The sequence below is a fragment of the Streptomyces sp. NBC_01006 genome, assembly GCF_045162725.1.
GTDB lineage: Bacteria > Actinomycetota > Actinomycetes > Streptomycetales > Streptomycetaceae > Streptomyces.
The window spans coordinates 5,205,351-5,223,824 of the sequence record NZ_CP108700.1 but is presented as its reverse complement, the minus strand read 5'-3'; the positions used below and the strand labels follow the sequence as shown (position 1 = coordinate 5,223,824).

Genomic DNA, 18,474 nt, shown 5'->3' with positions numbered 1-18,474 from the left:
CCGTTTACCCATGCGCTCCGGACCCTTACTTGCCGCCCGGCTAGTTGACTACACTGGGGAAGGTAGACCCGTCACTAGCCGGGCGTCAAGTAAGTAGTTTGGGGAGAGCCATGTCCAGCAGCAGTCCGCAGGCGCGCCGCGGCAACACGCGCCAGCGCATCCAGGACGTCGCACTGGAACTCTTCGCCGAGCAGGGGTACGAGAAGACTTCGCTGCGCGAGATCGCGGAGCGGCTTGAGGTGACGAAGGCGGCGCTGTACTACCACTTCAAGACCAAGGAAGACATCATCATCAGCGTCTTCGAGGACCTGACCAGGCCGATAGACGAGCTGATCGACTGGGCGAAGCAGCAGCCGCGGACGCTGGAGACGAAGCGCGAGGTGCTGCGGCGCTACAGCGAGGCGATGGCGGCGGGCGCGCCGCTGTACCGCTTCATGCAGGAGAACCAGGCGACGATGCGGGAGCTGAGCATCGGCGAGACCGTCAAGCGCCGACTGTTCACGCTGGTGGAGCTGTTGCGGACCGAGGACGGGCCGCTGACGGACCAGGTGCGGTGCGTGAGCGCACTGTTCACCCTGCACGCGGGGATGATGTTCCTCCAGCACGTGGAGGGCGACCCGGAGGAGACCCGACTGGCGGCCCTGGAGGTCGCGACGGAGCTCATCACCCAGGCCCACCAGGCGTCCTGAGGACGGAGGCCGGCCTACTTCTTGACCGTCACGGCCGGCTGTTCACCCGATCCGGGGGTTTGGACACCTGAACACTACTCTCCGTAATCAAAACGGCTACCTTGAGTGATGTGCGCCACCCGGATCGGCCGGTACGGCGCCTGAGCCAAGGACGCCGCCATGCCATTCCGCGCCAGGTACGCACTCATGAGCGCCCTCGCCCTCATGACCCTGACCACCACCGCCCCGGCCACGGCCGCACCACCCCCCGCTCCGCTCGACTACACCGCGCTCGGCGACTCGTACAGCGCGGGCGCCTTCGTCCGGCCCTGGGCCGCCGATGACGGCTGCGGCCGCTCCACCCTCAGCTATCCGCAGCAGACCGCCCGCCGTCTCAACGTCCGCCTCACCGACGTCACTTGTTCGGCCGCCGAGGTCAGAGCCGGCGTCCTGGAGCCACAGACCGAGTTCACCGGCCCCCCGTCCGTGCCGCCCAAGGCCGGCTGGTCCGCCCGGCCGGCCCAGATCAAGGCCGTCACCGCCGCCACGGACCTCGTCACCCTCGGGATCGGCGGCAACTCCGTCGGCTTCGTCGACATCGTCACGAAGTGCGTCGAGCAGGGCATCGCGTCCTTCGGAACCGGCAGCCCCTGCTCCACCCACTACACCCGCGGCTCCGGCACCAGCTGGCTCGACGGCCGAATGGCCGCCCTGGAAGCGGACTTCGCCACCACCCTCAAGGACATCCGGACCCGGGCACCCCACGCCAAGGTGGCGGTCGTCGGATACCCGGCCGTCGTCGCCGACAGCACCGGCTGCTCCTTCGGGTCCTGGCGTCAGCTCGGCACCATCACCAAGGGGGACATGCCCTTCCTCGACGCCCTGGAACGCCGGGTCAACACCGTCCTGCGCACCCAGGCGCAACGCGCCGGCGCCGTCTACGTGGACACGTACACCTCCAGCACCGGCCACGGCGTCTGCGCGGCGGCGGACCAGCGGTGGATGTACGGCATCAAGGACAACCTCACCGGCTCTGGCACCCAGACCGACCCGCCCTCCGACCTCTGCCGCAGAATCCCCGCCACCGGCGAAGCCTGCACGGTCCTCCACCCCAACCTCCAAGGCACCACCCACCAGGCAGACTTGGTCACCCAAGCCCTGACGGGATTGGGGGCAACGAGGAGATGACCCCCCGGGATGGCGTTCGGGCCTGGGGGGGGGATCCTCACTGTCAGGGTCAGGGGTCAGGCGGCGAGGTAACCGAGCGCACCGGCTCGGGGGAGGGTTGCCCAGGTGCGGGTGCCGCCGCCGGGTTCGCGGGACTCGCCGAAGCCCCAGGACCCGCCGCACTCGCGCACGACGGCGGCCATCAGACGCAGGGTGGCCCGCCGCCGCGCCTCGCAGTGGGCGGCGAGCCGAGGGTGGGAGTGGGTCGCGTGCCCGTCGTAAGCGGTGAGCCGCAGCGCGTCGTCCCGGTACCGGACGGAGAGGTAGAGACTGCGCCCGGGATCCAAGTGCCAGGAGGCGGCGAGCAGTTCGCCGGTGACTTGCTCGGCGGCGACGGCAAGCGCATCGAGCCGATGTGCGTGGAGTACGGACCGTACGGTCCGCCGCGCGATCTGCCCGCTGTACGCCTCCCCGGGCACGGTCAGGCTGCACATCAGCGCATCCGGCGAGGGCGGCACTTCCCCGTCGGGCGCGGGTGGCGTGCTCGGACAGACGTCGAATCGGCTCTGGGTCGACTGCATGAAGGGATTGAGCATCGCGAACTCCCTGTGGTTGCGAGTGGCTCCGCCGTGGGGTGGTGGCCCGTCGCCTGGGCATGAGCATGCCGCGGCAATGCACTTCAACTCCCGTTGCGTGAGCGGTGCGTTACCCAATGTAGCGAGTCGGGTGGACAATTGACCACCTGATCAAGGTGATTGACCCACCCCTGGCTGCGAGTAACCGCGACACGGCAGACTGCTTCCATGGCCGAACGGACCTTGCCGACCGAACGACAGAAGCGACTGGGCGCCGAGCTGCGCAGATTGAGGCTGGCCGCTGACGTATCCGCCGTATCCGCAGCAGGACTTCTCGGCATCGACCGTTCCAAGATCTCCGCGATCGAGCAGGGCATCCGGGCCATCAGCGAGGAGCGACTGCGGACGCTGGCCTGTCATTGCGACTGCGCGGACGAGCCGTACATCAGCGCACTCGTCTCCATGGCGCAGCCACAGGGGCGTGGCTGGTGGGAGCGCTACCGGGGCTCACTGTCGGCCGCGATGCTCGACATCGCCGAGATGGAAGCCCGCGCCACTCGCATGCGGTGCACCCACTCGGTTCATGTTCCCGGGCTCCTCCAGACCAGCGATCACGCCCTCGCCCTGTTCCGATTCGTCGTGCCCGCCCTCCCGGATCAGGAGGTCGCGTTGCGCCTGGCCCACCGGCTGGAGCGCCAGCAGGTACTGGAAAGGGAGTCGGCACCCGAGTACGTTGCGGTCGTCCACGAGGCGGCGCTGCGCATGCGGTTCGGTGGGCGCAAGGTGGCGCGGGCACAGTTGGAACACCTGCTCCGCGCATCGGAACGGGACAACGTCGTCCTGCGCGTCCTGACCTTCGAGGCGGAGGGGTTCCCGGGCGCGGGCCAGACGGTCAACTACCTGGAGGGGCCGGTGCCGCAACTCGATACCGTGCAGATCGACAGCGCGCACGGCGCCGAATTCCTGCACACCGAGGCGCAACTATCGAAATACCGTGCCCAGTTGGACTGGATGGAGCGGATCAGCCTGCCGCCGAGCCCATCGCGGGACTTCATCCACCGACTGGCTCGCGAACTCTGAGGGGACACGATGGCCGACATCACGTGGGAGGAAGCCTTCTGCGGCGAAGGGGCGAGCTGCTACCGGATCGGGGTGGACGGGGAAGGGCGGAGTTACATCGCTGTGGCGGGTCAGGAGGCGGCGTACCTCAGCGACACGGCGGACGCGCTCCGGCAAATGATCCGGGACATCAAGGCCGGCAAGGCCGATCACCTGCTGGCCGACTAGGGCGCTTATGGCAGGCCGCGGCGGATGCGGCGGGTGCCCGCACCGACCTGCCGCCGCCCGCTGTCCCGGCCGTCACACCGGGTCAGCGGGCGGACTGCACCCAGTTCAAGGCCGGTTCCGGAGAAGATCCGGGCTCCGGGGGTCGGGCCGGGCAGGCCACCGTAAGAAGCCGGGCGCCGCTACGTCCGGTCTTACGGGTGCTTCGCCTGCGAAGCACCGGGAAGGATGTCGATTCCAATCGGTCCGTCGCCGACGGGAATGGTGTCGACGACCGTGTCGGTCCTGGCGTTGATCACCGACACGTTGTCGTCGTCGTAGTTGGTCACGTAGACACGGTCACCTCTCCGGTCCAAGGCGATCCCGCTCGGGCCGTTGCCGACGTGGATCGTGGCGATCACGGCGTTGGACGTGGTGTTGATCACCGACACCGTGCTGTTGAAGACGTTGGCCACGTAGGCGAGAGCACGGGTGGGGTCTTCCGCCACCGCGAACGGTCCGTCGCCGACGGGAATGGTGGCGGTGACGAGGTTGCTGTTGGAATTGATCACCGACACGGTGTCACTCGACTGGTTGGCCACGTCGACGCGGGCACGCTTCGAGTCCACCGCCACACCGCGTGGGGCGAGGCCTACGGGAATGGAGGTGATCACCGTGTAGGTATTGGTGTCGATCACCGATACCGAACCGCTCTGCTGGTTGGTCACGAAAGCGCGGTTCCGGGCTACGTCCAGTGCCACACCCCAGGGAACGTCGCCGACGGCAATGGTGGCGATGACGTTGTTGGTCTTGGTGTCGATCACCGACACGTTGTCATCACCGTTGTTGGTCACGTAGGCGCGGCCCCGGGCCGGGTCAACCGCCACGTCGCGCGGCTTGTCGCCGACGGGGATGCTGGCGATGACCTCGTTGGTCTTGGTGTCGATCACCGACACGTTGTCGTCGCCGGCGTTGGTCACGTAGGCGCGGCTCCGGGTCGGGTCCACCGCGACGTCGACAGGGGCGTCGCCAACGGCGATGGTGTCGGTGACCTTCTTGGTCTTGAGATCGATCACCGACACCGTGTCGCCGTCGGCGTTGGCCACGTAAGCGCGATCGGCGTGCGAGTCCGCAGAGGCGTGCAGGGTGATGCCGGGCAGCAGCGCCGTGCACAACACAGCCGCGGCGCCCACCACCCAGGCACGGTGTTGCCGTCGCGCCCGTCTCGATCTCTTGACCGAATACTGGGCGGCGTTCTCGGCACACTCAGCTGAGGTGGTGTTCATGGGCATCTCCTGCCTGTCGCGTCTCGCGCTTCCCGGGCCCTGGGCCCAGATCCGCCGCCGAGCTGTGCGCCCAGCGGCGACTGCCGCCAACATCATCGAGTCAGGCGTGGAGTCCTGCCTGGCAGGCTCGGCCGGTGGACATTTCCGAACTGCACAGACGGCCTATCAGGTCTTACGCAAGTCCTAGGGGGTGTCCGGGGGCCACCCGCCCGATGAAGTGAACGCGGGCAACACGACCCGAGACAGGACGAGCGGCCCCACGCTCCGACGCCGCTCAGGAGGCCGAGGCGGCGATGAACTCGGTGAGGTCGTCGGCGTAGCGGTCGGGGTGGGTGAGGTGGGGGACGTGGCCGTCCCCCACCAGCGTCCGCATCCGCGCCCGGCCGCCGAGCGCGGTCGCGAGCTTGCCGACGATCACCGGGAACCACGGCGGGCTCTCGCTGCCGAACGTCAGCAGCGCGGGGCCCGGGAAGCCGGCCAGGCGGGTGAGGTCGAGGCGCGCCCAGTCCGGGTCGCCGTGTTCGTCCGCGAACGTGGGGGCGTTCGCGGTGAGCGTCTCGCGCGCTCGGTCCGGCAGTTGCTCCCAGGCGCCGGGGCCGATGACGACCTCGTCCACGAACCGCTGCGCCCCCGCCCGGTCCTCGCCCGCGCGCAGGGCCGTGAGGACGCCGTCGAGGGCGGCCTCCATCGCCTGGAGCACCGGGCGGAGCTCCCGGTCCCCGTCGCCCACAACGCCCATGAGCGGGGGCTCGTGCGCGGTCAGGCTGCGCAGCAGCTCGGGGCGGCGGGTGGCGAGGCCGAGGGCGGTCGAGGCGCCGAAGGAGTTCGCGGCCACGTGGGCCGGGGCGCCGAGGATCTCGATGAGGGACGCGAGGTCGTCCTCGTCCTGGCGCCGGCTGCCCTGGCCCGGCGGGCGCTCGCTACGGCTGTGGCCGCGCCGGTCATAGACCAGTACGCGGAACGACCGCGCGAGGCGGGGGACCACGAGTTGCCAGGTCTCGTGGTCGACCCACGAGCCGTGGACGAGGACCAGGGGCTCGCCCTCGCCCATGACCTCGTAGTAGAGGTCCACGCCGTTCACGCGAGCCCGTGCCGCCATGCCGAGTCTCCTCACGGGGGGGTCCGGGGGTTTGAGTGCTCGCGCAGACACATACCGCGGGGCGGGGGGCGGCACACCTGGCCGCGGATCAGGTGAGGCGGCGGTCCTCGGGGGTGATCGGGATGTCGTTGATGCTGGCCTCGCGGCGGCGCATCAGCCCGTTGCCGTCGAACTCCCACTGCTCGTTGCCGTGGCTGCGCCACCACTGGCCGGAGGCGTCGTGCCACTCGTACTCGAAGCGGACGGAGATCCGGTTTCCGGTGTAGGCCCACAGCTCCTTGCGGAGCCGGTAGTCGAGCTCGCGCTCCCACTTCTCGGCGAGGAACTCGCGGATCTCGTCCCGGCCGCTGAGGAAGCGGTCGCGGTTTCGCCAGAACGAGTTCTCGGTGTAGGCGAGGGCGACGCGCTCGGGGTCGCGGCTGTTCCAGGCGTCCTCGGCGGCCTGGACCTTGGCGCGGGCGGTCTCCTCGGTGAAGGGCGGGAGGGGCGGGCGTACGACGGCGGGGTCGGCCATGGCGGTCACCTCGGTGGAGAGAATTAGAGAACGGTCGTTCTCGACTCTAGAGAACGGTCGTTCTCGACGCAAGCGATCCTGAGCTACGCTGCCTTCATGGACGACGAAGAGGCCCGGACGCGGCTGCTGGACGCGGCGGAGGTGCTGTTCTACGCCGAGGGCATCCAGGCCGTCGGCATGGACCGCATCCGCACGGAGTCGGGCGTGCCGCTCAAGCGGCTCTACAAGGTCTTCCCGGCCAAGGAAGCCCTGGTCACGGCCTACCTCGACCGCCGCGACCGGCGCTGGACTGCGAGCCTTCGCGGCGCGGTGGCGGAGGCCGCCGATCCGGACGGGGCGGTCGAGGCGGTCTTCGAGTGGCTGGCGCAGTGGTTCTCGGAGCCGGACTTCCGGGGCTGTGCGTTCCTGAACGCGTACGGGGAGCTGGGTACCGGCCCCGCCGCGGTGCTGGACGTCGTACGCCGCCACAAGGCGGAGCTGCGGGCGCTGCTGGCGGAGGCCGCCGGGCCCGGGCGTCCTGCCCTGGCGGACCAGCTGCTGATCCTGGTCGAGGGCGCGACGGTGGTGGCGGCCCTGGACCCCGGCCCGGAGCCGGCCCGCCGCGCGGGGGCGGCGGCGTCGGCGCTGATGCGGGCCGGGAGCAGGCCCTAGTTGCCGCCGGCGGGGGTGGTGCGGGGGAAGGTGATCTCGACCCGGCGGTTCTTCTTGCGGCCTTCCTCGGTGCCGTTGTCGGCGATCGGATAGTCCTCGCTGTAGCCGCGTACGTCGTAGATGACGCCGGTGCTGGTGACGGTCTTGGCGAGCTCGGCCTGGACGGCGTCGGCGCGCTGCTTGGAGAGTTCCTTGCCGTGCTCGTAGCTGCCCTGGTCGTCGGTGAACCCGAAGACCCGGACGCGGGTCGCCTTCTGCGTGTTGATCTCGTTGGCGATGGCCTGTATCCGGGCTGCGGCCTGGGCGTTGAAGACGGCGCTGTTCTCAGGGAAGAGCACCTCGGACTGCAGGGCCATCATGACGGTCTGATTGGTCTCCTGCCGCCGCTGCTCACCGCCGAGGTCTTCGACGACCTCGGCGATGTCCAGCACCTTGATCGGAGCCAGGGTTCCGCCCTGGGGGATCTTCAGGCCGGGCGCGTTGGAGTCGATGGGCACCGGCGCGGCGGCGGAGGGTTCCGTGCCGGGAGGTGCGGACGGCTTCACGTCGTCGGCGTAGGCGCTGGTCGCACCCAGCAGATGGGCGCCGGCGATGACGAGACCGACGACTGCTGTCGCAGCGGAGACGCGGTGGCGTTTATTCATGGGGTCACCCGGAGATTTTGATGGTCGCCGTGGCGAAGGTGGGGAGGTTGAAGTCCACCTGAGTGGTGTTGTTCGGAGGCACCGGGAACTGGGCGAAGAAGGGCACCGTCTGGCCGGCATCGATGACGGTCAGCCCGGTCGTGCACAGACATCTGCCGTCGGTGTCCCGCAGCACGTAGTACCGCTTCTTGCCCGCCTTGTCGACCAAGGTGACACCCGCGACCGAGGCTCCACTGCTGTTGAGTTCATTGCCCCGCCACGCCGCAGTACTGGCGAAGGCCTGACTGCCGGTGTTCTTCAGCTGGCCGCTGACCGTGAGGAAGCCGCCCGCGTCACGCACCGCCGAGTTGATGGTGAGGGTCATGCCGCTCTCGCCGTTGACGGTGGCGAGCACTTCGGTCGGCGTGGGCGCTGGGCTGCCGCTGGGTGCCTGCGGCTGAGGTGCGGCTCCCTGGGAATTCGACGACGGACTCTGGGGCCCCTTGGGCTTGTTGTCGTCGCCCCCTCCGCATCCGGCCATCGTGATCGCCAGAACCGCCACGGCTACTGCGGCCGCTCCCCCGCGGACCTTCACCGAGTGCCGAGTGCTCATCTATGCCGCTTCCTTCTCTCATCCACTGTCAATCGACCAAGCGCACGTCAAACAGGGTCCTGGCCAGCTTGCGCCAGGGGTCGGGCTTCAAAGGGTCCAGCACCAGGGCCTTTCCCCCCTTGCACTTGAACGTCACCGGCAGCGCCGGGGTCGGCGCCGGAGTGGGGCCCTGGGTAGCGGTCGGGGACGGGGTGGGGGCAGGCGCGGGAGCGGCGTCCAGAGTGCAGCGCGGCTCGATAGCCGCGGTCGCCTTTGCCTGCCCGTGCACGCTGTCAGTACCCGGGACGACCGACTTCCCCACCGTCCCATTGGTCGTCACCGCGACCGCGAACTCGCGCGGCCGCGGAGTGCAGGTCGCCGACGCGTCGTTCTTGGCCGCGAAGCTGCTCGCTTCCGCGCAGGCACCGGTCGAGTCCAGCAGCTCCCCACGAAGGATCCTCTCCCAGTCCTCGGGTTCGAACTTCGCGAAGTCCAGGCCCGGGACCAAGTGATCTCGGGCATCACGCGCAGCCGCGAGGGCAGCAGCGTCGGCGGCACCCTGCGCATTACTGCGCGTGAGTGCCGCCTGCCCGAAGACGAAGAAGGCGAATGCGGCGAAGAGCATCCCTGCCACCAGCACGATGTAGATGGGGAAGGCTTGTCCCCGCTCGTCAAACTTCGCCGGGATCACTTCCCGGCGGTGACCGCGGTGACCGCTGCGGCGATCCGGTTGGTGATCGTCTGGCCGATGCCCGTGCCGACGATTGCGCCGATGATCACTACGACCACCAGGATGATGCCCAGGTATTCGAAGGCCGTCTGGCCTCGGTCCCGGGTGCCGTTCGTTTCGTACCGCTTCCGCATCCTCGCCAGGGTGTTCTGCAACATGGGGGTTCCCTCCCGGGCCGGTGGCGCTGTTGGTTTGCGGACCGTACGGGGAGTTACCGGTGATAACCAAGGGTCCCGGGGCCCAATTACGGACCCACTGCGCACTCCGTCTACCCATGGCCGCTCACCCCTGGACGGGCCGTTCCCAGCCAGCGCGCTATCGCCTCGCTGCGGCTCGTGCTCTGGAGCTTCGCGAAGATGCGGTTGATGTGGTTCTTCACCGTCTTCTCGCTGATGAAGCAGGTGGCCGCGATCTGCTGGTTGCTCATCCCGGACGCGATGAGATCCATGATCTCCACCTCCCTCGAACTCAGGCCGAAGAGAACCGAGTTGTGCAGTCGCTCAGGAGAGCGTGCCACAGTTCGTTGCGGTTGCGAAGAGGTGCGGAGTTCCGCGAGAAGCGCGCTCGCCGCCGTCGGCGTGAAATGGGCCCTCCCCTCGCGGACGCCCTGGACCGCGCGGACCAGGTCCTCCGGCGTGAATTCGCCGTGGACCAGGTAGCCGCCCGCGCCCAGCAGGAGCGCTTCTCGGACGACCTCCGATTCCCGGCTGTACGTCAGCATCAGTACGGGCGCCAGCTGTACGAGGTGCGGCAGGGCCGAGATGCCGTCGACGCCCGGCATGCGCACGTCCAGCAGGATCACGTCCGGGGCGTGCCGGCGGGTCAGGCTCAGGGCCTCGCGGCCGTCCGCCGCCTGGGCCACGACCTCCATGTCCCCGGCCGTCGCCAGCAGGGACGTCAGGCCCGCCCGTACCACCGGGTTGTCGTCGGCGATCAGAACGCGGAGCGGCGTCACGGGCTCCCCTCCGGGGTCGGGGCCGCGAGCGGGAGGTCCAGGCGGACCACCGTCCCGGGACCGGATGGCCGGGCTTCGATCCGGAGGCGGGCGCCGATCTGCGACGCGCGTTCCGTCATGCCGCGCAGGCCGTAGCGGCCCCTGCGGTGCAGGGCGTCCGGCGGGAGGCCGCAGCCGTCGTCCTCGACGGTCAGGGTGAACGCCCCCGCCTCCGCCGCCGCCGAGACGCGCACCCGCGAGGCTCCCGCGTGGCGGCGGGCGTTCTCCAGGGCCTCCGAGGTGATGGACAGGATGTGGTGCGCCGTCCCCGGAGGCACCACCGGGAGGACGCCCGTCGTGCGGAGTTCCGCGTCCTCGCCGACCAGGACCGGGAGTTCGGCCGCCAGCGAGACCCCCGCAGGCTCCCCCCGCAGCTCCGTCAGCAGTGCCCGGGATTCCGCCGCCGCCGCGCGGGCCGCGCCGGAGAGGAAGAATGCCTGGCGGCGCACGGTCGCCGGGTCTGTGGTGCGGGCGAGGGCGTCCGCCGCCAGGGCCAGGCCGTGCAGGGTCTTCGCCACCGAGTCGTGCATCTCGCGGGCCAGGTGGTCCCGTTCGGCGCGTACCGCCTCGGCCACCGCCAGCCGGGCCCGCGTCTCCGTCAGGGCCTGGCTCGCCGCGCCGAAGCGGAAGAGGAGGTCCCGCAGCGAGGCACCGGCCGCGCCCGCCAGCAGGCACAGCGCCGGCAGGGTCAGGCCGCCGGCCACGGCGGCCACGGCCATCGCCGCCAGGGCCGCGTAGACCGCCGAGCCGCGCCACCCGTAGACCAGCCCGGCCACCAGCGGTGTGCAGAGCACGGCGAAGCCGAGCGGCGACTCGGGCCTCGCCGTGACCAGCAGCAGCCCGCAGCAGGCCAGGTCCGGGGCCAGCAGCCACCGGTGGCGCAGCAGCAGCGGCCCGAAGCGCTCCCAGTCGCGGAAGAGTACGTACGAGAGCATGAAGGTGAGCAGGATCGCGCCGCCCACCAGGTACATGGGCCCGCCGGCCGCCGTGCGCCCCAGCGCCAGCGGCGCGCCCAGGCCGATCATCACCATCCGGAACGCGAAGACCCGGCGGGAGAGCGCCTGGAGCGCATGGGACTGGAGTGCCGGGGAGGGGGACGGTTCCCGTGCCGTCGTCGCGCGTACGGACAGCCCCGCCAGGGGGAGGTGGAGGACCGCCATGGTTCACCCGCCCCCGAGCAGCGCGCCGAAGTCGACGTCCGCGCCGTACACGAAGCCGCAGACCAGCAGGATCAGCGTTCCCGGCAGCATGAACATGGTCACCGCGAAGGTGGCCTTCGGGACCGCCCGGGCCGCCCGCCGGCGGGCGTTCTGGGCGTCCGTACGGCGCATGTCCTCGGCGATCGCGATCAGCGTGTCGACGATGGGCGAGCCCAGCTCCTCGCCCTGCAGCAGCGCGGTCACGAACTGCGCCACCTGCTCGGAGTCGTTGCGCCGGCGCAGCTCGTCGAAGGCCTGGCGGCGGCTGACGCCCATGTCCATCTGCTGCAAGGTGATCCGGACCTCGTCCGACCAGGGGCCGTCGTACTTGGCGGCCACCCGCTCCAGCGCCTGCCGGAAGCCGAGCCCCGCGCTGACCACGACCGCGAGTACGTCCAGGAAGTCCGGCAGCGTCCGCTCGATGTGGTCGCGGCGGACCCGGATCGCCGACCACAGGCCGACCTCGATCCAGAACAGGCCGAACGCGACCATCAGCAGGGCCGGTACGAGCTGGCCGTTGATCAGCATCGAGAAGGCGCCGAGCGCGCCGAGGAACCCGTACACCGCGCGGCGCGCCGCGTACCGGTCTATCGTCAGGCCCGCCGGATTGCCCGCCAGGTCGATCTGGCGGCGCTTGCGGGCGACCCGGTTCGGGCCCATCAGGCGCAGCACGAGCGGCGCCCAGCGGATGCCCAGCCGGTCGACGGCCGAGCCGACGGCCGTCGTACGGGTGGCGCCGACCTCCAGGGCCAGTGCGAGGTCGCTCGGCAGTTTCACCTCGGCGCGGTAGAGGCGGACGCCGTGGAAGACGCCGAAGACCGACACCCCCAACAGCAGCGCCAGCAGCAGAGCCGTCATGTCCGTCGCCCCCTCACACGTCGATCTTCGAGAGCCGGCGGATCAGTACGAAGCCCAGCGTGAAGAGCCCGATCGCCACCAGCACCGCCGTCTGGCCGATGAACGCGCCGGTCATCCGGTCCAGGGCGCCCGGCATCATCGCGTTCACCAGCAGCAGTGAGCCGAGCCCGATCGCCGGCACCAGATAGGCCGTCACGGTCACTTGGGAGAGCTGGGTGCGGACCTCGCGCCGCGTCTCCTTGCGCTGCTCCAGCGTCACGGTCAGGTTGCGCAGGCTGCCGACGATCGCGCCGCCCGCCCGCGCGGACAGTACGAGGGTGGAGACCAGGACGACGAGCTCGCGGGAGGGCAGCCGTTCGGCGATCTCGCCCAGCGCCTCCTCGATGGAGTGGCCGACGGCGAGGCGGTCGGCGACGCGCGAGAGTTCCTCGCCCGCCGGTGCCTCCAGCTCGTCCGCCGCTATGGCGATGGCCGTACGGAGGGCCAGCCCGGCCTGGGTGGCGTTGGCGAGGATGCGGGCGAGCTCGGGCAGCTGGTTGATGAAGCGTTCGTTGCGGCGGGCCCGCTGCCAGTTGAGGAAGGCGTCGGCCGCCCACAGGCCGATCAGGCCTGCCACCGGGCCGAAGAACGGGGCCAGGAAGCTGGCCGCGACCAGCCACACCCCGGCGACCGACATCAGCACGTAGACGAAGAACTCGCCGGGGGTGAGGTCCAGGCCGGTCACGGCCAGCTTCACCTCGATCCGCTTGCCGAGCGCGGTCCGGCGCAGGCGCCGGTCCACCCCGGGGAAGCGGCGCCTGCGGCCCGCCTGCTCCGGTGCGCCTTCCGCGGCGAGGCGTTCGATGAGGGCGGCGCGCTGGGCGCGGCCGGCGGCGTACGCCTGGACGCCCGCGACCACGAGGACGCAGGCCAGCAGTGTGACGCCGAGGGTGAGGAGGATCAGTGGGTTCACAGGACGGTCCGGGTGATGCGGGTGGCGAGCTGGTCGTCGGACATGGCGACCCCGAAGGCCTGTGGGATCGGCTGGTTGTTCATGTAGAGGCGGTCCGCGATGCGGCGCGGCAGCGGGTGGTACTCGAAGTGGCCGTGGACGCGGCCGTCGGCGCTCATCGGCTGGGCGGCGAACCGGCAGACGGTGGTGATGCGGAAGGGCTCGCGACCGTGCGAGTCGAGGATGGCGATCTCCGTGAGGCGGCGCGAGCCGTCGCCGAAGCGGGTCAGCTGGACGACCACGTTCACCGCGCTGTTGATCTGGTCCTGGAGGGCCTCGAAGGGGACCTCAACCTCGGACATCGAGGCGAGGGTCTGCAGGCGCATGAGCGCGTCCTCGGCGCTGTTCGCGTGGACGGTGGCCAGGGAGCCGTCGTGGCCGGTGGACATCGCCTGGAGCATGTCGAGGGTCTCGCCGCCGCGCACCTCGCCGACGATGATGCGGTCGGGGCGCATGCGCAGGGAGTTGCGTACGAGGTCGCGGATGGTGATCCGGCCCTTGCCCTCCACGTTCGCCGGGCGGGATTCGAGGCGGATGACGTGGGCCTGCTGGAGCTGGAGCTCCGCCGAGTCCTCGATCGTGATGATCCGCTCGCCCTCCGGGATCAGACCGGAGAGGGCGTTGAGGAGCGTGGTCTTCCCGGTGCCGGTGGCCCCGGACACGATGACGTTCATCTTCGCCTGGACCAGCCCGGACAGCAGCAGGAGCATCTGTGCGTCCAGCGAGCCGAGGCCGATCATCTCGTGCAGGGTGAAGGCGCGCGGGAAGCGGCGGATCGTGAGGGTGGCCCCGGTCAGGGACAGCGGCGGGATGATCACGTTGACGCGCTCGCCGCTGGGCAGCCGGGCGTCGACCATCGGATTCGCCTCGTCCACACGGCGGTTGACGGTGGAGACGATGCGCTCGATGGTCTGCATCAGCTGCTCGTGCGAGGCGAAGCGCAGGGGCAGCTGCTCGACGCGGCCGGCGCGTTCGACGAAGATCTGGTCCGGGCCGTTGACCATGATCTCGGAGATCGAGGCGTCTTCGAGGAGCGGTTCGAGCACGCCGAGGCCGAGCGCCTCGTCCACGACCCGGCGGATCAGCTGCGCCCGCTCGACGGTGGACAGGACCGGGCCCTCGCGGCTGATGATGTGCCCGAGTACGCGTTCCAGCCGGGCGCGGCGCTCGGCGGGCGCGAGCGCCGACATCTCGGCGAGGTCGATCTCCTCCAGCAGCTTCGCCCGGTACGCGGAGACCAGCCGGCCGTCCTCGCGCGGACTGTGCCGGTCGTCGGGGGTGTTGACCCGGGAACGCAGGCTCATGGACGGGCTCCGCTCGGGTCGTCGTTGGGCATGACGGCCGTGCGCTCGGCCGTGTAGGAGTCCAGGCCGGGCACGATCGACTTGACGGTGATGCGGGCCGTCGCGGTGACGGCGTCGCGCGACGCGGCGACGTCGATCTGCGCGAGCGAGGCGAGGCTCGGCCGGATCGCCGCCTTGCCGGCGGCCTCCCCGCCCTCGCCCTTGCGGGCCTCCACGCGGGCCGCGGTACGGGCGGCCGTGTCGGCCTGCTGCTCCACGTACGCGACCCAGCCGAGCTGGATCCCGCACAGTGCGACGAACAGCAGGATCGGGATGAAGCCGATGTACTCCAGGGCCACTTGGCCCCGGTCCCGGTCTCGTTTCACCTCAGTCCTCCTCTTCCTTCGCGGAGCCGCCCTCGCCCGTGATCGGGATGCCGATGTCGAGGCCCGGGAAGAAGACCGGGAGCTTGAGCTTGACGGTCGCCTTGTAGACGTCGCCCGCCTCACCGCACTCCACGCCCATGTTCCAGGCGCCCCCGACGTGCCGCCGGGCTGCGGCGTCACACGCCCCGCCGCCGTGCACCGCGCCCACCCGCGCCGCCTCGTCCGCCGCGTTGCCCGCCAGGGAGAACGCGTACCCGATCAGTACGCACTCCCACACCGCCGCCACGAGCAGCAGGATCAGCGGCACCATGCCGACGAACTCGACCGCCACCTGGCCGCGATCGCGCCAGACGCGCCAAGCGCCCCGGGCGCCCCGGCCGCGCCCGACGGGTCTGCGCGCGGGCATCCGTCAGCCCTCCCGGCCGCGGCGCAGCCGCGCCACCGGGCCGGCGGCCCGTATGGCGAGGGCCGCGCCCGGGGTCCCCACGGCGGCGGCTTCGGGCTCCGCCGCGGACGGCGGCGAAAGCAGGCCGAGTTCGCCCGCCAGCGTCCACAGCGCCTGCTTCACGCTGGAGCGGTTGTCGAGGTCCTGCACCCGGCCCGCGTCCACCACCGCCTGGAGCTCCTTGAAGGCGGCCGGCACCGGGGTCCGGGTGGCCCGGGTCTTCGTGATCTTCGCGATCAGCGAGGGCTGGATCTCCGTGTGCTTGCTCCAGCGGTTGACCACCATCGCGGTGTCCTCCGCCTTGCGGACCTGGAGCCGCTCCCACATCCGGACCAGCCGCTTGGCCGCCCGTACGCAGACCACGTCGGGCGTGGTGACCAGGACCGCCACGTCCGCCATCTCCACCGCTGCCGCGTTCGCGCCGGTCACCTGGGTGCCGCAGTCGATGACGACGAGCTCGTACCGGCTGCGCAGGGCGCCGACGATGTGCCGGGCGGCGCGTTCGTCGACCTCCTCGCCCCGCTCGCCCTCCGCCGGGGCCAGCAGCAGCGCCAGCCCCGTCCGGTCCTCGTACACCGCGTCCTGGAGAACGCGCGGGGAGATGTCGTGGATCCCGGCGAGGTCGGCGATCGAGCGCCGGAACTGCACGTCGAGGTACGAGCCGACGTCGCCGGCCTGGAGGTCCATGTCGACCAGGGCCGTACGCCGCCCCGAGGCGGCCGCGGCCAGCGCGAACTGCACGGCGGTGAAGGTGGTGCCGACGCCGCCCTTGGCCCCGGTGACCGTGACCACCTTGCCGCCGGGCCCGGTGAACACGTCGGCCCCCCGGCCCAGGTGGCGGCGTACGCCGACGGACCACTGGGCGGCGGCCTGGACGCGGGCGGCGAGTTCCTCGTACGCGAGCGGCAGCCCGATCACACCCCGCGCCCCCGAGTCCATGGCGGCGGAGAACACCGCCGGTCCGGCGTCCGAGGAGACCAGCACCACGCCCACCGCCGGGAAGCGGAGCGCGACCTCGCGGATCAGGTCGAGCGCGGGCACCGGGCCGATCCGCTCGTGGACGAGGACGACCTCGGGCAGTTCGTCGATGGATTCGGCGGCCAGCCGCCCCAGGGTGTCGAGCAGGGCGGTGGAGTCGGGGACCGCGGCGCCCGGCTCGGCGGCCGGGAGCTGGCTGAGGAGGGTGGAGATGTGGCGGGCGGCGTCCGGGTCGCCGGCCGCGGGGAGGATTCGGGTGGTCATCCGGGCCTCACTTGTCCCCGTCGAGGGTGTACGTCCGGTCGCCCGGACCGGGCGCGGAGTCGGTGCCGGGGGCCACCAGGGCCAGGCGTACGTGCTCCGCGAAGGACTCGGCGTACGCGACGCGCTGGGTGTCCTTGGTGTTCAGGGCGAAGGTGATCGGGACCGCCTCGGCGGGGCCCTTCTTGTCGCTGTCCTTGTCGAGGGCGGTGAGCTTGCCGACGTTCAGGACGCGGGCGTTGGCCACGATGATCACAGAGCGGGAGGGCTCGGTGTCCTTGGCGCCCTTGAAGGTGGCGATGATGTTGACCTTGGCCCCGGAGTAGATCTTGCCGGCCACGCCGGTCGCCGCGTCGATCATGATGGCGATCTCCTGCTCCCCGGGCTGGAGCTGCGGCTTGTCGACGAACATGTCCGACTGGAGCAGCGAGCCCTTGCGCAGGGTGGTGAGCGCGATCTTGTCCTTGAGCCGGCCGAGGTCGGTGACGGCGGTGTCGGACAGCCAGCGCTTGGGGATGGAGACTTCCTCGAACTGGCCCGCCGACAGCGGGCTGTACGGCGGGATGTCGCCCTTGGCGCGGTAGGCGGTGACCTCGGCCCCGACCTTGGAATTGACGTCGCCGATCACCACGAGGACCCCGCCGAACGCCGCGAGGGCGCACAGGACCGACAGGAGCAGCAGGATGACGCCGCGGCGCTGGCGTGAGTTCATGGGCCGTACTACCTCGCCGTTCTTCGATCGTTCAGCCGGTCAGTGTCTTGGTCTGGGGGCGCCGGCGAAGGCCGGCGGCGGCGTCCTGTCCCCGGTCTCGGCCGGCGGCGGGGCGGCCAGGGGGGCGGCGCAGAAGGCGCAGCGGTCGCCGATGAGTTCGAGGCCGCACCAGTGGCACTCCTCGCGGCGGACGGAGGCGACCAGCTGGTAGAGCACGGACGGGTCCGGGATGGCGGCGGCGAACTCGACCAGCTTCGCCGTGGCCCACCAGACGGGCGAGTCGGCCGGGAGCGGGTTCTCCATCACGCCCTGGACCCGCCAGGCGGGGGCGAGTTCGGCCGCCACCCAGTCGGAGGCGAGCTGGCCGCGCGCGAAGGTGAGGTGGGTGGCGTACGCGGGGCCGGGCGGCAGGGCGGAGCCCCCGGCGTGCGCGCCGCGCCCGCCGGAGCCGGTCAGCTTGACCAGGTGCGGGGTCGGGTGGGCCAGTACGGCGAACTGGGCGCTCGGCGACCACGAGCGGGCGTGCGCCTTGAGCCCGACCGGGACCCGGTCCAGTCTGGCGACGGAGCCCAGCAGGGCCCCGGCGTGGATGTAGTGGGACAGCAGCCGGGCGGCGGAGGCGATGACTCCGGGGCTGAAGTCGCAGACGCTGAGCTGGCGCAGCTGACGGACCAGCAGGGCCGTGGCCAGCGGGGGCAGATCGATGTCGAGGAGGGCGATCCGGTCGGTCTCCAGGATGGCCCGCACGGTGTGCAGCCGCTGGACGGTCGCGGTCGGCAGCCAGGGCGGTACGAAGGCCACGACGTGGCCGTGGCGCTCCAGCAGGGCGCTCGTCTCCGCGAGGGCGCCCGCGAGGTCGAGCTGTCCGGGCGGGTGCAGCACGACGGCCGGCGGTGTGTGCCGGTCGGGGGCCGGCAGCACCAGATCGGCGCTGGTGACGGCAATGGCGGTCGGCACGCGAATCCCCCTGTTCACCCCGTACGCCCCATACGTCGGCGCCGCCGTCGCGTACGCGCACCCCTGCGCGACCGCAAACGATCGGCGCCCTTCCCCCTTGCCCCAGCACCATATCCGCGTCGTCCCTGGCAGGGCAGGGGCTTGGTAATTCCCGTACCGGCGGCCCCTGTCACAGGTGGCGGGAAACCCGGACATCCGGGATCGGACGCCCGATCAATTCAAGCCACATTGCAAAGAGTCTT

23 protein-coding genes are annotated in these 18,474 nt (G+C 70.8%); 5 read left to right on the top strand and 18 right to left on the bottom strand.

Translation table 11 applies throughout. The features are described 5' to 3' along the window. Positions 1-110: 110 nt before the first annotated feature. Complete coding sequence (locus tag OG509_RS24065; RefSeq protein WP_406184549.1) at positions 111-689, top strand: TetR/AcrR family transcriptional regulator; 579 nt, start codon at positions 111-113, stop codon at positions 687-689. Between the two features lie 159 nt (positions 690-848). Further along, on the top strand, positions 849-1,856 hold the full coding sequence (locus OG509_RS24060) for an SGNH/GDSL hydrolase family protein (RefSeq protein WP_406184548.1): 1,008 nt from the start codon (positions 849-851) through the stop codon (positions 1,854-1,856). A gap of 56 nt (positions 1,857-1,912) precedes the next feature. On the opposite strand, the gene OG509_RS24055 is transcribed toward OG509_RS24060, so the two are convergent. Next, complete coding sequence (locus OG509_RS24055) at positions 1,913-2,431, bottom strand: ATP-binding protein (protein ID WP_406184547.1); 519 nt, start codon at positions 2,429-2,431, stop codon at positions 1,913-1,915. 207 nt (positions 2,432-2,638) lie between these two features. Between OG509_RS24055 and OG509_RS24050 the strand changes: the two genes are divergently transcribed. Together OG509_RS24050 and OG509_RS24045 are read left to right on the top strand one after the other, a co-directional pair. Continuing rightward, a complete protein-coding gene (locus OG509_RS24050; RefSeq protein ID WP_406184546.1) occupies positions 2,639-3,490 on the top strand; it encodes a DUF5753 domain-containing protein in 852 nt (283 codons plus the stop codon). Between the two features lie 9 nt (positions 3,491-3,499). Then, a complete protein-coding gene (locus tag OG509_RS24045; protein WP_406184545.1) occupies positions 3,500-3,697 on the top strand; it encodes a hypothetical protein in 198 nt (65 codons plus the stop codon). 191 nt (positions 3,698-3,888) lie between these two features. On the opposite strand, the gene OG509_RS24040 is transcribed toward OG509_RS24045, so the two are convergent. From OG509_RS24040 to OG509_RS24030, 3 genes are all read right to left on the bottom strand, one after another. Continuing rightward, a complete protein-coding gene (locus OG509_RS24040) occupies positions 3,889-4,959 on the bottom strand; it encodes a beta-propeller fold lactonase family protein (RefSeq protein ID WP_406184544.1) in 1,071 nt (356 codons plus the stop codon). A 274-nt stretch (positions 4,960-5,233) separates the two neighbouring features. Next, positions 5,234-6,058, bottom strand: a complete 825-nt coding sequence (locus tag OG509_RS24035) for an alpha/beta fold hydrolase (protein ID WP_406184543.1) — start codon at positions 6,056-6,058, stop codon at positions 5,234-5,236. A gap of 88 nt (positions 6,059-6,146) precedes the next feature. Continuing rightward, positions 6,147-6,572, bottom strand: a complete 426-nt coding sequence (locus OG509_RS24030) for a nuclear transport factor 2 family protein (RefSeq protein ID WP_406184541.1) — start codon at positions 6,570-6,572, stop codon at positions 6,147-6,149. 96 nt (positions 6,573-6,668) lie between these two features. On the opposite strand from OG509_RS24030, the gene OG509_RS24025 reads away from it, so the two are divergent. Next, positions 6,669-7,223, top strand: coding sequence for a TetR/AcrR family transcriptional regulator (locus OG509_RS24025; RefSeq protein WP_406184540.1), 555 nt, complete (start codon positions 6,669-6,671; stop codon positions 7,221-7,223). Here the strand turns inward: OG509_RS24025 and OG509_RS24020 are convergent. The 14 genes from OG509_RS24020 to OG509_RS23955 form a co-directional block, all read right to left on the bottom strand. Next, complete coding sequence (locus OG509_RS24020) at positions 7,220-7,867, bottom strand: OmpA family protein (RefSeq protein WP_406184539.1); 648 nt, start codon at positions 7,865-7,867, stop codon at positions 7,220-7,222. The two genes, OG509_RS24025 and OG509_RS24020, sit on opposite strands and share 4 nt — an antisense overlap. Before the next feature lie 4 nt (positions 7,868-7,871). Beyond that, positions 7,872-8,459: a hypothetical protein gene (locus tag OG509_RS24015; protein ID WP_406184538.1), complete on the bottom strand. Its 588-nt coding sequence runs from the start codon at positions 8,457-8,459 to the stop codon at positions 7,872-7,874. A gap of 28 nt (positions 8,460-8,487) precedes the next feature. Next, positions 8,488-9,129 carry a pilus assembly protein TadG-related protein gene (locus OG509_RS24010; RefSeq protein ID WP_406184537.1) on the bottom strand — a complete coding sequence of 214 codons (642 nt, stop codon included), beginning with the start codon at positions 9,127-9,129 and terminating at the stop codon, positions 8,488-8,490. Beyond that, on the bottom strand, positions 9,126-9,326 hold the full coding sequence (locus OG509_RS24005; RefSeq protein WP_406184536.1) for a hypothetical protein: 201 nt from the start codon (positions 9,324-9,326) through the stop codon (positions 9,126-9,128). The genes OG509_RS24010 and OG509_RS24005 overlap by 4 nt, the downstream gene beginning before the upstream one ends. Before the next feature lie 110 nt (positions 9,327-9,436). Further along, complete coding sequence (locus OG509_RS24000; RefSeq protein ID WP_385579963.1) at positions 9,437-10,123, bottom strand: response regulator; 687 nt, start codon at positions 10,121-10,123, stop codon at positions 9,437-9,439. Continuing rightward, positions 10,120-11,322: a sensor histidine kinase gene (locus OG509_RS23995; RefSeq protein WP_406184534.1), complete on the bottom strand. Its 1,203-nt coding sequence runs from the start codon at positions 11,320-11,322 to the stop codon at positions 10,120-10,122. The genes OG509_RS24000 and OG509_RS23995 overlap by 4 nt, the downstream gene beginning before the upstream one ends. 3 nt (positions 11,323-11,325) lie before the next feature. Beyond that, the gene (locus OG509_RS23990) at positions 11,326-12,219 is read right to left on the bottom strand and encodes a DUF5936 domain-containing protein (RefSeq protein WP_406184533.1); all 894 of its coding nucleotides are present in this window, start codon (positions 12,217-12,219) and stop codon (positions 11,326-11,328) included. 13 nt (positions 12,220-12,232) lie between these two features. After that, positions 12,233-13,171, bottom strand: a complete 939-nt coding sequence (locus tag OG509_RS23985; RefSeq protein WP_406184532.1) for a type II secretion system F family protein — start codon at positions 13,169-13,171, stop codon at positions 12,233-12,235. Further along, on the bottom strand, positions 13,168-14,514 hold the full coding sequence (locus OG509_RS23980) for a CpaF family protein (RefSeq protein ID WP_030159511.1): 1,347 nt from the start codon (positions 14,512-14,514) through the stop codon (positions 13,168-13,170). The genes OG509_RS23985 and OG509_RS23980 overlap by 4 nt, the downstream gene beginning before the upstream one ends. Beyond that, complete coding sequence (locus tag OG509_RS23975; RefSeq protein WP_406184531.1) at positions 14,511-14,879, bottom strand: TadE/TadG family type IV pilus assembly protein; 369 nt, start codon at positions 14,877-14,879, stop codon at positions 14,511-14,513. Before OG509_RS23975 ends, OG509_RS23980 begins: the two co-directional genes overlap by 4 nt. A 1-nt stretch (position 14,880) precedes the next feature. Beyond that, a complete protein-coding gene (locus OG509_RS23970) occupies positions 14,881-15,285 on the bottom strand; it encodes a TadE/TadG family type IV pilus assembly protein (protein ID WP_406184530.1) in 405 nt (134 codons plus the stop codon). Positions 15,286-15,288: 3 nt separating this feature from the next. Beyond that, entirely contained in the window at positions 15,289-16,566 is a 1,278-nt protein-coding gene (locus OG509_RS23965) for a CpaE family protein (RefSeq protein ID WP_406184529.1), read from the bottom strand. 7 nt (positions 16,567-16,573) lie between these two features. Further along, positions 16,574-17,275 (bottom strand): Flp pilus assembly protein CpaB, encoded by a 702-nt coding sequence (gene cpaB / locus OG509_RS23960; RefSeq protein WP_030159501.1) that lies wholly within the window; start codon positions 17,273-17,275, stop codon positions 16,574-16,576. Between the two features lie 39 nt (positions 17,276-17,314). Continuing rightward, positions 17,315-18,232, bottom strand: coding sequence for a hypothetical protein (locus OG509_RS23955; protein ID WP_406184528.1), 918 nt, complete (start codon positions 18,230-18,232; stop codon positions 17,315-17,317). Positions 18,233-18,474 lie beyond the last annotated feature (242 nt).

What these genes read in the sequence shown, in the direction of transcription:
- OG509_RS24065 (WP_406184549.1), top strand. Translation starts at nt 111, where the DNA reads ATGTCCAGCAGCAGTCCGCAGGCGCGCCGCGGCAACACGCGCCAGCGC.
- OG509_RS24060 (WP_406184548.1), top strand. Translation starts at nt 849, where the DNA reads ATGCCATTCCGCGCCAGGTACGCACTCATGAGCGCCCTCGCCCTCATG.
- OG509_RS24055 (WP_406184547.1), bottom strand. Translation starts at nt 2,431, where the DNA reads ATGCTCAATCCCTTCATGCAGTCGACCCAGAGCCGATTCGACGTCTGT.
- OG509_RS24050 (WP_406184546.1), top strand. Translation starts at nt 2,639, where the DNA reads ATGGCCGAACGGACCTTGCCGACCGAACGACAGAAGCGACTGGGCGCC.
- OG509_RS24045 (WP_406184545.1), top strand. Translation starts at nt 3,500, where the DNA reads ATGGCCGACATCACGTGGGAGGAAGCCTTCTGCGGCGAAGGGGCGAGC.
- OG509_RS24040 (WP_406184544.1), bottom strand. Translation starts at nt 4,959, where the DNA reads ATGAACACCACCTCAGCTGAGTGTGCCGAGAACGCCGCCCAGTATTCG.
- OG509_RS24035 (WP_406184543.1), bottom strand. Translation starts at nt 6,058, where the DNA reads ATGGCGGCACGGGCTCGCGTGAACGGCGTGGACCTCTACTACGAGGTC.
- OG509_RS24030 (WP_406184541.1), bottom strand. Translation starts at nt 6,572, where the DNA reads ATGGCCGACCCCGCCGTCGTACGCCCGCCCCTCCCGCCCTTCACCGAG.
- OG509_RS24025 (WP_406184540.1), top strand. Translation starts at nt 6,669, where the DNA reads ATGGACGACGAAGAGGCCCGGACGCGGCTGCTGGACGCGGCGGAGGTG.
- OG509_RS24020 (WP_406184539.1), bottom strand. Translation starts at nt 7,867, where the DNA reads ATGAATAAACGCCACCGCGTCTCCGCTGCGACAGCAGTCGTCGGTCTC.
- OG509_RS24015 (WP_406184538.1), bottom strand. Translation starts at nt 8,459, where the DNA reads ATGAGCACTCGGCACTCGGTGAAGGTCCGCGGGGGAGCGGCCGCAGTA.
- OG509_RS24005 (WP_406184536.1), bottom strand. Translation starts at nt 9,326, where the DNA reads ATGTTGCAGAACACCCTGGCGAGGATGCGGAAGCGGTACGAAACGAAC.
- OG509_RS23995 (WP_406184534.1), bottom strand. Translation starts at nt 11,322, where the DNA reads ATGGCGGTCCTCCACCTCCCCCTGGCGGGGCTGTCCGTACGCGCGACG.
- OG509_RS23990 (WP_406184533.1), bottom strand. Translation starts at nt 12,219, where the DNA reads ATGACGGCTCTGCTGCTGGCGCTGCTGTTGGGGGTGTCGGTCTTCGGC.
- OG509_RS23980 (WP_030159511.1), bottom strand. Translation starts at nt 14,514, where the DNA reads ATGAGCCTGCGTTCCCGGGTCAACACCCCCGACGACCGGCACAGTCCG.
- OG509_RS23970 (WP_406184530.1), bottom strand. Translation starts at nt 15,285, where the DNA reads ATGCCCGCGCGCAGACCCGTCGGGCGCGGCCGGGGCGCCCGGGGCGCT.
- OG509_RS23965 (WP_406184529.1), bottom strand. Translation starts at nt 16,566, where the DNA reads ATGACCACCCGAATCCTCCCCGCGGCCGGCGACCCGGACGCCGCCCGC.
- cpaB (WP_030159501.1), bottom strand. Translation starts at nt 17,275, where the DNA reads ATGAACTCACGCCAGCGCCGCGGCGTCATCCTGCTGCTCCTGTCGGTC.